Below are 12,176 nucleotides of genomic sequence, written 5' to 3'. Positions count from 1 at the left end.
TCCACTTCTCTTATTACTTTTTTTACTCTTTAACAGCCTTGATAGAGATACTGGTAATTTGTCTTTTTTCTTGACCTTCTATGTCCCGGGTCTCATCCAACTCCATGTACAGTTTCTCATCTAATATCTCAATATTAGTAAATCCAGCTTTTTTAATACTAGTAATGTAGTGTTCTTTTGTTAATGCACCATCTATACAACCACACCAACTGTCTGTACTAATAGAATCGGCATCTATTTCTTTGGAGGTAACTAGATTCGATATAACCATTTTTCCTTTTCCTTCTGGTTTGAGGATTCGGTAAATTTCTCTAAACGTATTTTCTTTGTTTATTGTCAGGTTAAGAACGCAATTACTTATGACTACATCAACAGAATTGTCCTCAACAGGTATTTCCTGTTCGATATCGCCATGTCTGAACTCGACATTCTTGTAACCATGTTTTTCAGCGTTTTCCCTTGCTTTTTTGAGCATATTTTCTGTCATATCAATTCCAATGACTTTACCACTTTCTTTGACAATATTGGCTGCAAGAAATGCGTCTATACCTGCTCCTGAACCTAAATCGACAACGACATTGCCTTCATCAATATCTGCGAATCTAGTGGGATTCCCACATCCTACACCTAATACAGAAGATTCGGGAATCAGTTTCAATTTGTCTGAATCATATCCAACAGCTTTTGATGACTCAAATGGAGAAATGAGAATTTCAGATGATGTACCGCAGCAATCGCTAGACGGCATACAACAAGAATCGGAATTGCCATTTGTAGCAATCTTTCCATATTGTTCCTTGATCTTTCCCTTTAAATCTAATTGTTTATCCATAGATATTGATTTACTAAGGAAACTATTTAAGTTAGTAAGAGGAATTTGGTAAAGTAAGTGAAATCAGAGAAACTAATAGGAGAAAAGATTCTTCCAAATAAAGTAAAAACTTCAAAGAAATTACCTATTCTAAATAATGATAAAATGAACCCTTGTGATTTTTATGGATATAGCGTTGAAAGCCTAATGAAAGAAACATCTGAGTTGAGAAATATTATTACAAAAAGAGGAACTTTAGAAATCTTGATACCTCTCTGTTGTTCCACAGATCCGGTAAGATATCTGACATTCAAAAACTCTATGAAAGGCTTTAGTAGCAAAACTCTTACCACTCGCTTAAGAGAGCTAGAAAAAAATGGAATATTAAATAGACAATATTTTAATGAAATTCCACCTAGAGTAGAATATCGTCTTACCCCTAAAGGACAAGAACTTGTAGAATCTATAATCAACTTGCTTCAATGGATGCGAAAGTGGTCAAACAAATAATTATTTATTTTAATCAGCGGCCTATCGAGTTATTCGTTGGAATTTCGGGTTCATCTTTACTAATTAGAATGTAAATCCAACTTATTCTAAATTAGATATTTCTACAGGTTTGTGATTATTGGTTGTACGGCGAAAACTAGGTTAACTATTTAAGGTATTTCTCACAATAAACATAGAATAATCATTTCACAGTCAGATGGAACGAGCAAAAATCGGATGTCCATAAAGGGCTTGCTGGAAATAAAAACAGGCGAACTTCTGGCAAAAACAGAAGATTTAAAGGAGTCAAATGAATCTCTTCGTCTTTTAAACCAAGCAATTAGGATAAATGCAGAAGAGATAAAAGTTAGCAGAAAGTCTTTAACAGAATCAGAAGAAAAACTTGTTACTGCTGTTGATAAGCTAGCAGAAACCAATGAAAGATTCGAAATAAATAATAAAGAAATTCTAAAGGTCACCGAAGAGCTCATAGAGGCTAACGAAAGGATAAAACAATTTGTATTAAAGCAAAAAGATTTCATAGATATTACAGCTCATGAAATCAGAACCCCTATTCAAGCGATTCTCGGATACGGTGAAATATTGATTTCTCAACCACAAACCAGCGTAGAATATATAAAACTTATAATGCAGAATGCAGTCCGGATTCAAAAGATTCTTTCTAATATACTGGACATGGCAAAAATAGATAATGATTCTCTTATATTATCAAAAGAGGAATTTAATTTAGATGATTTGGTGTCCTCGATTATCCAGGATTTCAAAATTCAGATTAGCCATTCCAAAAAAAATCTAAATATATTTTGTGATACTAAATCACAAATAGAAGGAGAAGAGGGAGAAGAGAGAGGGACTTTCATAGAAGCCGATAGAGATAGAATAGCGCAAGTAATAGTCAATCTTTTGGACAATGCCATTAAGTTTACTGACGCCGGTACAATAGTTGTTACTACTAGTAAAAACGAATCTCATAAACACGTAGAAGATTCTAACCGCCATCATCATAAAGAAATAATTGTCAGCGTAAAAGATGTTGGGAAGGGTTTAGACCCTCAAGATCGTTCCAAAGTCTTTTTAAAATCTTTTTCCACATTTGATAGTGGCGGTACAGGTTTAGGTTTATTCATCTGCGAAGCCATTGTCAAAGCACATGGGGGTAACATATGGTTTGATAGTAACATAGACGGAAAAGGAGTAACATTTTCGTTTAGCTTGCCATTGGCCTCAAGGCAAGTGTGAATCATCATCGATTACGTAGGATATTCATCCCTCTATATTATCTGTGATTATTAATATTGCCGCTTATTTAATTTAATCCGCAATAGTCATACTCTACAGATAAGGTAAAATGATGATTATCATATTGAAATCCACTAATTTCAATACTTTATCTAACTCTACTATCATGATATAAATAATATTATTAGTTAGCTTCATTGTAGTTTGGTCTAATGATGGATGGTTAAGTCAATAATCTAGATAGACAAAAAGACTCATCCTATTAAGTTTCGGTTTACAGGTTAATGAATAATAGGATGGTTTTGTTATTAAAGTCACCAACAAAGTTTATAACCTCTCAATTGAAGATGCTGTAGAAAAAATAGGTAAATCAAAGTATGGATTATATTGGATACTCATATATCCAAATCTTCAAACATTCAGGGAATTTTATACTCTCTTTATACAAAGACAAATTGATATAAAAAATGAAATAACTCTCTTCTATCCTTTTTATGAAACAGTAAGATCAGTAAGATAAAATCTTTCAATCGATAATATCTAGATGGATGAATTTCAACATAAAAGCGATATTCCCAGATAATTGCCGATTCTTTAAATCAACACTTTGGGAAAGTGGCCATGGTGGAATTCAAAGATAAATTAGTCAAGTTCGCTGTTGAGAAGAGAAAAGACGGTGTTTCTATATTATCACACATGGGTTCCTATTTTTTTAAAAATGCTGTACAAGGAACTGATATACTATGAATTAAGATTACCCACATATTTGATTCACTACTAAAAGGTATTTGTATATACAACCAACTCAATTTTGATAATAGGTTATCTGAGAGATAAAAATTAGAAATGGTAAATCATCATGGCATGGCTATAAAGCTCAAATGCATTGACCGTCTATCTAAGTAACAGAAATAATAGTATTCAAACTTGATGCATTTGGATAGCAACTTAATCCCACTGTCGGTGGACGATTTTTGTCCTTTATTAATTATAAAGTTTCTCTTCAATTAATTTTTTTAAAATAGAAAGTCTTATTGGTTTTTGAATAACTTTATCAATCTTCGCTGATTTATACGCTTCACTGCTTTCTAAATCCCTAGTATCAAAAGCAGTGATTAAAAATATCTTTACTGAATCATTTAACTCTCTTACCTTTTTGGCTAATTCCATTCCACACATACCAGGCATCCTTAAATCTGTAATTACTAATGAAAATTTATTCTCATTATTCTTAAAATATTCAAATGCTAACAATGGGTTAGTAAAAGATACTGCATCCAGACCCATAGCCTCAACCGAATGTTTAAAGAGAGTAGCTAGTTCTTCTTCATCATCTATTATGAGAATAGATAATGGGCTTGGCACTACTTTGATATAAATGGATAATATTTAATCGTTATTAGCAAAATAGCACAAAGTTTACGTATATCGATGGTGGATTCCCAAATTCAATTGGATGGACGGTTCTAAGTACAGAGTGGCACGGTTGAAGAGACACTCAAATGATATCCATATGATTTATCGTAGAAGACAAAATACGTTAATTTCTCGTGATGTCTCCCTTCTCCTTATTGTATATTTGCTCTTTGTATCTATCAGCAATTGAAGACAGTATTTCTTGATATACAAAGTCTGGTCAAGTTTTTTGTTCTTCTTGAAATGTGAATTAAAAAAATGACATTTTAATCCTAATTTTTATTAATAAATGATGAAATGCTTTAAAAAATAAAAAAACATGGCTTTATATGTAATGTTAACTACATAATTATATTTCTGGTGAAACATTTTGAATAATGGTGGTTTACTTCAAAATAAGAAAGTAGGAGACACTTGTTCGCAAAGAAAAAAAGAGTTATCACAACCACAAATTTTGATTGGAGAGTCTGACAACGAGTTGCTATTACTATTTAGGACTTATTTATCTTCATTAGGTATAGGCACAGAAACCGCTAGTAGTGGACAGGAGGCTCTAGACTATTTTCTTCAAAGCAAAGAGAGGCGAATACCATATGAAGCTATTTTGCTTGACACCCATTTGTATAATCCCTCTGGTTTTGATGTTGCTAAAAAAATACGAAGTGAAAAGCCCGACCAAAAACTTGTATTAGTCACAACAACGCCCATGGAGCATTTATCAGAAGAGTGCTTAAGAACCACAGCACTAAAAGATATAGATGTTCTCACAATGCCTTTTAAACTAGCAAAGCTTGCTACGGTTTTAAGACATTAACTGATTAAATAAAAACTAACTAACTATCGGCCTTCTTGCCAATTGAGTTATTACCCTGTTTGTAAGCACCTCAGCACTAACTGGCTTAATCAAAAAATCATCCGCTCCATAACTGAGTACTCGTGTCTTGGCAGTGTCACTGCTTGCAACAACAACAATCTTGACACTTGGCTTTTTTGTCTTCGACTTTACAATTATCATGGCGCCCCGGTCTGCTGCTATCCTACCATCAAGGAGCATCGAATCCACCGTATCAATATTCTCGTCAAGAGTCTTAAGGGCCTCTTCTGCTGAATGACACTTAAAACACTTAAAGCCATTTAATGCAAATACGCCACAATACAATATTTATATCATCATCGTCTGTGACTATTAGGATTGTTCCGTTAATGTAATCTAATCCTGTATAGTTATCCTCAATAGACATTAAACTTCAGGAATAATATCATTTTACTCGTAATAACCTTTTCGCTATAGTTGCAGCATCGACAATCGTTTAGTATATGAAATTTATATCACTTAAATTGGTTCATTTAGCCATTTAAGACATTTGACAAGATCTCCATTCCTTTAGAAGGACTTTGATCGATTCTTTCAGACCATACTATTCTATCTACTCCTTCCATCTTTTTTATTGCAGAAATTAAATTCAGCAAATCTTTGCCCTCCTTGTAAACTACCTGACCTAAAATATCGGAATTGCCTATGTGAATTTCTACACTCTTTATGTGGTCTAGATTATGTATTTTCTTTGACAATTCCTCAATATGACCGTCACTTAGATACACATGTACTAACCCTGTTTTGAATCCTAACTTGTGGGGATTTACTTCCACTTTGGAAAATATATACTCAGCAGATATTAAGTCTCGAACCCTTCTCTGTACCGTAGATAAAGGAATTTTAAGGGTTTTAGAAATTTCTTTGTTATTTTTATTAGAAACCAATAAATCAATAATTCTAATATCAGTTATGTCTATCTTTTTATCAAGTTTTCTCTTGGATATGATACAACATCTCATTATTGTATTAACGTTTGTTATATTTAACCATACATATGAGATATTCGTGTCAAGCAAGTAGGCAAGATAAATTAGTTTTCGTCTTGAAAAATAATCCTATAGTCTTGTATTTACAGCCTGATATGAGTATTATTTCTTATTTTTAGAATCTGTATGAAGTATATTTAAAATAACATCTAAAGTATTGTCTCCTACTACCTCTACTTGCTCTGAAAAGCGTACATTAGAAATAGAAGGATTTGACTTTATCTCATCCATCAAAAAGAATAATTCTTCTGAATTTTTATATAAAGTCTTTATACAAATCCCGTCTGCTTCACCTTTGACTCTCATAATTTTGATTATGTTCTTAGTAAAAGATGTTGCATATAATTGTCTTACAAAATCATTAACCTTGTCTATCTGTATATCTGCAAATACATCGGCGAATTGAAAGTTAAACCCCAGTTTTTGGAGGTCAAGAAAATATTTTATTTGCAACACTTTTGACTCTATCAGTCTTCTTTTTTTATTGGCAATATGAAGAGGAATTCCAAGTTTAATAGAAATTTCTAATGTTGTAATAGATGGGTCTTTTAAGAGCTCTTTGATAATAAGTATGTCAAACTTATCTGCTGTTATAAAGGTAGTAAGACTAGAATTAGAATATTCACTACTATTCGTGCTTTTTTCGTCGTTAGCGTCTACAACTTTCGTCGTCTCTTTTAATATATTGATACTTTTTTTTGATGAATCATTGTAAGTATTTTTTCGTAAGAGATGGAGGTAAGCAATCCCATTTGCATTATCAGAATCTTTTTTATTTTCAGGATTATCATCAGATTTTATTTTTATCACAATGTACAGCTACTAACAAAAACATAAGATTTAAACCTATAATTTAGTTAAAAAATGACATTTATGGTAACTCTTATCCGAATATTTTATAATCTGTGTCACCTATTTGACAAACACTGCACATTATTTGTAAACTGTTTAATCATAATTACAAAATGAATGTGCATGGTATCAAAATAATCAAATATTATTACATTTAGAAGATCAATAGTCAAAGTTATCATATCTAGATATAGACATTCTCCTCCGAATGCCGTTCTTGTTTGCTCGTCTACTAATATGTGGATTAAATGACTTTTTCGTTTCAATCAGATGATTGTTATGTCAGTTTATTTTATTTGGACCATAAAAAAATAAAAGGCAACTGATTATTCAGTATATCTATTTGTCTGTTGTGGACGACAGCATAAAAACCAACTAAAGTAGTAATAGTATCCATCAGTAATTCTTGTAGCAGTTTATTTTCTTTTTAAACAAACCCAATACTAATTGTCTTATGACGATGGATTCTTTATGACAAACAAAGGTTAGTAATGAAATTATTGTAAGAGGGCAATAATTTTCAGAAGATAGCAAAGGCAGCTCACGTATCTTTTAGTTTTGTTTAAATGATGAAAAAGAAAACGCTAGGTAAAGTTACCGAGGCTACCAAGGGTTATTAATAACCCTGTCATTCTTTAGTTATTTTCTGAGGGTAAATTGCTGAAAGAGGTGACTATAAGCCTTGGACAAGCCTAGTTCTGAGACCCTGGGCTAGAGTTATTCATAAACCACGAGTGAGTATTTTATGGCACAAGAATGCAATCAATTGTCGGCCGAAGAACAAGAATGAGGAATATATAAGATCTATTGGTCTTTTCATTTTATAAATTCAAAAAAGCTATTCCAATTGAATAAGAATAATGTAGGGTAAGTGTTTGATTTGAGGAATTATTTCGTTATTCTTTTGGCTCATGTTGGTTTAATAAAATCATCAAAGTTTTCGGGTCAGCCTGAAAACCAGGTGGCGTATATGGTGTGAGAATATTATTTAAGAACTGAGTGAGTATCCAAAAATACAGACATGACACTAACTGCAAAAAAACAAAAGATAAAGAAATATTATGAAAATATAGCTAGGGATTTGAAAATATCAGTCTAAAATCTGCCGTCATATCCCACCATATTTTGCATACCTAAATCAAAGAAATAGTAGATCTATGTATCCATATTAAGCTGTTCATGAGGGATTCTACCCCCATATAAAATGGATAAAACAGTCAATGATAATGGAATTGCCTAGATAAAGGATTGTGGAATCAAATGAAAAGGGAAAAGATTAAAACATAAAGGATGTCCAAATGATGTCAAAAATCAAAAACAAACATTAATACATTAAAATTAGACAAATAACAAATACCTTTGCAAATTAAGATACTCCTTATGCTTGCTATCATCACGTTTGGAGTATCCATCATTTTCTCTTCTAGCATGTCCGCTTTTGGTATTGACAATATGATAAAAGTAGAAAACTCCATAATCACCTCCTTACCGAATCAGACTACATCAAATCATGAAAAAGAACTAAAAATAGCTTTTCTAACGGATGGATTATTTAGTGATGCAGGGTGGGGTGCATTCGGGTACAATGCGGCACAGGCAATACAGGAAAAATATTCTTATATAGTTGATCTTAAAGAAAACGTTCCAATTGAAAAGATAGAAGAAACTTTGAGAGATCATGCCAAGATAGGTTATGACTTGATAATATCGCATGGCTTTGAATGGGGAGAACCATCAGTTAAAGTAGGTAAAGATTATCCGAAAACAAAGTTTGTAATTTTTACAGGACTTGTTAACTCCAGTAATGTAGCTTCGATCTATCCAATGCAACAAGAAGGAACATACCTATTGGGAGTACTTGCAGCGATGATGTCAAAAACTGAGATAATTGGCTTTGTAGGCGGAGAACCTTATCCTAACCTAATTAATATTTACGAAGGATATAAAGAAGGTGCACAGGATGTTAATCCTACAGTAAAGGTACTTGTCACCTATTTGGATGATTGGGATAATTCCACCAAAGGAAAAAAAGCAGCCAATTCTCAAATAGACCAAGGGGCAGACATTCTATTACATGTGGCTGATACATCTGGCTTCGGGGTTATTGAAGCTGCTAAAGAAAGAGGAATATATGCTCTTGGTGCAATTTCTGACCAGAATAAGTTAGCCCCTGAAACTATACTATCATCTTTTGTATTAGATACCGAAAAGGCATTTGATCAAGTTATTAAATCGATTCAAACAGGCAATTTCACTGGGAAAATATTTAAACCAGGGCTAGAATCAGAAAAGGGTGCTTCTGGAGACGGCATCGTGTATATAGCTCCATTCCATAATCTTGATTATGCGGTTCCAGAAGGCGTCAAGGAACGGCTCGAACTGTTAAAAGAAGATATCATCAACGACAATATCAAAATACCAGAAAGATATTCCAATTCCAATTCCAATAGCAATGGAAACTATCTTGCTAATAATGTAGGTTAAGATCCTTGATGACTACTCATTTTTCTGATCCTTCTAAAAGTATTACAGAAGTGATTTAAAGATGGATAACGGATACCTATTTGGCAGAAGAAAACAGATAATCATTATTTCAATGATACTTATAATTGCTGCATTTTATTCATTATTATTTTCTCAACAATATATCGGAGAGCAGAATATTAGAAACAGTATTTTTCAAGAATATAGAAATAATCAGATAGAAATTACAGAGGCATTGTCAGAACACATTAGTTCCGATCTTAGGTTGATATCATCGATTCTACAAGGTTTATCTGGTTCTAGTTATTTACAACAGGATGAATTGTATGGAGACAAAGTTGAAAATATAGTAGTAGAACGCTTTAATCAAATTAACAACATTAGTAAAATCGATGGGCTTTTTATTGCAGATAAGAATAATATAATAACGTATAATAAAGTATCAGAAGGACAAAGGAGCTTTGTCAACATAGATATTTCACTAAGAGAGTATGTCAATGAAACGAGGAGTACTTTAAATCCTGTATTTTCAAACGGGTTTAAAGGAATTGATGGCACACATAAAATAGCTTTGACCTTTCCAATAATAAATAGAGACAGTAATGAATACCTTGGAATGGTTGGAGTGGAAATACCGTCTGTGGACTTCTTTGCACGATACGGAAATGTACATAATGTCGATTCTCAATTTTTGGTAACATACGACAGAAATTCAAATTATATATCCACACCTCGAACAAACTTTTTAGGAAAGAGTTTATTCAGTGATGAAGTTCAAAGCTTTTTCCGTTTCAATGATATCCAAAATAATTATTATCAAAATGTTTTTGCGGGTCAACTATTTGGTGGTTATGCCATATATGATTTTGGAACTGGAGAAAGATTGAATACTGGATACCCCATTTCTGTTGATGAAAAACCCAGATATTTTGTTTTCATAATTACACCTACCGCATCGGTTTACAATGATATCAATGAGACTTTATCTGAAGAAAGATCAAAGTTTTTTTTGTTGATTGCGGGAATTACAGCTGCCATTTTAGTTTTGGTTTTATTTTTAGTAAAACTAAATAGCATACTAAATGAACAAGTTAAAAGAAGAACAAAGGATTTAGAAGATTCAAATATACGCCTTAAAACATCTAATGAGCAACTGAATGTTCAGGACAAATTGCAAAAAGAGTTTATCAATATTGCAGCCCATGAACTTAGAACTCCCACTCAAGCTATAATAGGGTATACAGAATTAGATCAAGAGTTATTTGATGATATTTTGAAGCATAGAAAAGTAATTGAAGATCAAGAATTAACAAGCGATGTCATCCATCTTCATAAGGATTTTGAGGCCATTTCTAGAAATGCCTCTCGATTGAATGACCTGATAAAGAATTTACTGGATATGGCTAGGATTGAATCAAATAGAAACAATAGTTTACAAATTCAAAAGAAAAGGATAGATTTGGTTAAGGAAATTAATGAAGTAAATAATTTACAACTAGAACAAAAAATAAAAGCGAAGAATATTAAAATCAATTTCATTAACCTAGCATTAGAAGAACACTGTTGGGTTTATGCCGATAAAGCGCGATTGAATCAGGTCTTAGTTAATTTAATTGATAATGCAATCAAGTTCTCCCCAAACAATGGTATAATAGACATTCGACTAAAAGACAATGATTATGATCATCCTAACGAAACTACAGAGAACTATGATAAACCCATTAGTGACTTAAATAAATCCGTTCTCATAGGCATTTCAGATAAAGGTGAAGGAATCTCCCCTCATATTATGCCAAAATTATTTGAAAAGTTTGCCACAGATTCAGAAATAGGAACAGGTCTGGGATTATATATTGCTCGAAACATAGTTGAGGCACATGGTGGTAGAATATGGGCCTTTAACAATAAAGATGGAGTTGGCGCCACATTTATCTTTAGTTTACCAAAAGCCGATGGTAGTATTCTAAATAACAATTAGATAAATAAAACATTGATATCATTTTAACTCATTTTGTAAGGCACTTTTGTTCAATCTATCAGTAATCAAACTTTATAATTAACATTTTTAAATAGACGTGGCTATAAACGTTCAATTGTCCAAACTTATGGTCTTTGTATCCGTTCTGATTTTCATCTCATTATTAATAGGATCAACATTGCAATCATTGCAAATTGGAGCATCGCCGATTGGAACTCGTACTCATTATATCTATGACAGGGCTGGAATCATAAATGAAAAATATGAGAATTTGTTAGACAATTATCTTCGTCAATTAGATGACTCAACTACAGCTGAAGTTATTGTGTATACTATTCCAGGTTTTACTGGACACGGCATCATGAAAGACGGACAAGAAATTCAGGAAAGAGATACACTTTCAAATTATATATTTAATGAATTATATCTTGATGGAATAAAGGGAATTGGCAAGGGTGCAAAGGACAACGGTATATTAGTGTTATTTTCTTCAAATCCTGACTCAGCGGGCGGTTCCATGAGGATTGAGGTTGGTAGAGGACTTGAAGGTAACATCACCGATGGCATTGCAGGAGAAATATTGGACACTTATCTAGTCCCTGCAAAAGATGTCTATGCTAAAAATGGAAATATTACTTTACTCGATCAGGGTCTTTTATATACGGTAGTTTCATTGGGACAATATATTGGATATTCTAACGATGATCCGAACTACAAACTAACAAGAGAAATACAGCAACAGTCTCAAGCAGACTACATTGGAATAATTATCATCGTAATAATATTCTTGGCGGTCTTAATACTATCTTTTCGAAGAGGAGGACGAGCCTGGAGAAGATGGGGAAGCTATGGAGGAGCAGGATGGTACGGAGGGAGTGGTGGAAGTGGGTGGAGTAGTGGTGGTGGGGGCGGTGGATTTGGAGGGGGATTTGGAGGTGGTGGGGGCGGTGGGGGTCGCTCTAGTGGTGGAGGCGCGGGACGATAATGTTTATTTATAGCATGGTAATGTCAATTTAGACAGAG

11 protein-coding genes are annotated in these 12,176 nt (G+C 33.0%); 6 read left to right on the top strand and 5 right to left on the bottom strand.

Annotated features, from left to right (window positions below):
• Nucleotides 1–22: 22 nt before the first annotated feature.
• The gene (gene arsM / locus AB0A59_RS01560; RefSeq protein WP_458745865.1) at nucleotides 23–832 is read right to left on the bottom strand and encodes an arsenite methyltransferase; all 810 of its coding nucleotides are present in this window, start codon (nucleotides 830–832) and stop codon (nucleotides 23–25) included.
• 57 nt (nucleotides 833–889) lie between these two features.
• Here arsM and AB0A59_RS01555 point away from each other — a divergent pair, with 57 nt between their 5' ends.
• Complete coding sequence (locus AB0A59_RS01555; RefSeq protein ID WP_458745863.1) at nucleotides 890–1,321, top strand: winged helix-turn-helix transcriptional regulator; 432 nt, start codon at nucleotides 890–892, stop codon at nucleotides 1,319–1,321.
• Between the two features lie 216 nt (nucleotides 1,322–1,537).
• Entirely contained in the window at nucleotides 1,538–2,560 is a 1,023-nt protein-coding gene (locus tag AB0A59_RS01550) for a sensor histidine kinase (RefSeq protein WP_458745861.1), read from the top strand.
• 984 nt (nucleotides 2,561–3,544) lie between these two features.
• Here the strand turns inward: AB0A59_RS01550 and AB0A59_RS01545 are convergent.
• Nucleotides 3,545–3,925 (bottom strand): response regulator, encoded by a 381-nt coding sequence (locus tag AB0A59_RS01545; RefSeq protein ID WP_458745859.1) that lies wholly within the window; start codon nucleotides 3,923–3,925, stop codon nucleotides 3,545–3,547.
• A 421-nt stretch (nucleotides 3,926–4,346) separates the two neighbouring features.
• On the opposite strand from AB0A59_RS01545, the gene AB0A59_RS01540 reads away from it, so the two are divergent.
• A complete protein-coding gene (locus tag AB0A59_RS01540) occupies nucleotides 4,347–4,790 on the top strand; it encodes a response regulator (protein WP_458745858.1) in 444 nt (147 codons plus the stop codon).
• Between the two features lie 15 nt (nucleotides 4,791–4,805).
• Here AB0A59_RS01540 and AB0A59_RS01535 read toward each other — a convergent pair whose 3' ends face one another.
• The 3 genes from AB0A59_RS01535 to AB0A59_RS01525 all read right to left on the bottom strand — a co-directional run bounded on the left by AB0A59_RS01535 (nucleotide 4,806) and on the right by AB0A59_RS01525 (nucleotide 6,649).
• Nucleotides 4,806–5,135 (bottom strand): response regulator, encoded by a 330-nt coding sequence (locus AB0A59_RS01535; protein ID WP_458745856.1) that lies wholly within the window; start codon nucleotides 5,133–5,135, stop codon nucleotides 4,806–4,808.
• Nucleotides 5,136–5,323: 188 nt separating this feature from the next.
• Nucleotides 5,324–5,812: an Lrp/AsnC family transcriptional regulator gene (locus tag AB0A59_RS01530; protein ID WP_458745854.1), complete on the bottom strand. Its 489-nt coding sequence runs from the start codon at nucleotides 5,810–5,812 to the stop codon at nucleotides 5,324–5,326.
• Nucleotides 5,813–5,941: 129 nt separating this feature from the next.
• Entirely contained in the window at nucleotides 5,942–6,649 is a 708-nt protein-coding gene (locus tag AB0A59_RS01525) for a hypothetical protein (RefSeq protein WP_458745853.1), read from the bottom strand.
• A 1,401-nt stretch (nucleotides 6,650–8,050) separates the two neighbouring features.
• Here AB0A59_RS01525 and AB0A59_RS01520 point away from each other — a divergent pair.
• The 3 genes from AB0A59_RS01520 (at nucleotide 8,051) to AB0A59_RS01510 (ending at nucleotide 12,138) form a co-directional block, all read left to right on the top strand.
• Nucleotides 8,051–9,175, top strand: coding sequence for a BMP family lipoprotein (locus tag AB0A59_RS01520; protein WP_458745851.1), 1,125 nt, complete (start codon nucleotides 8,051–8,053; stop codon nucleotides 9,173–9,175).
• A 61-nt stretch (nucleotides 9,176–9,236) separates the two neighbouring features.
• Nucleotides 9,237–11,153, top strand: a complete 1,917-nt coding sequence (locus tag AB0A59_RS01515) for a sensor histidine kinase (protein ID WP_458745849.1) — start codon at nucleotides 9,237–9,239, stop codon at nucleotides 11,151–11,153.
• 115 nt (nucleotides 11,154–11,268) lie between these two features.
• Nucleotides 11,269–12,138: a TPM domain-containing protein gene (locus AB0A59_RS01510; RefSeq protein WP_458745847.1), complete on the top strand. Its 870-nt coding sequence runs from the start codon at nucleotides 11,269–11,271 to the stop codon at nucleotides 12,136–12,138.
• Nucleotides 12,139–12,176 lie beyond the last annotated feature (38 nt).

Source organism: Candidatus Nitrosocosmicus sp. T (assembly GCF_054408485.1).
Note: the sequence above shows the minus strand (reverse complement) of the source record. Positions and strands in the feature narration are given on the sequence as shown.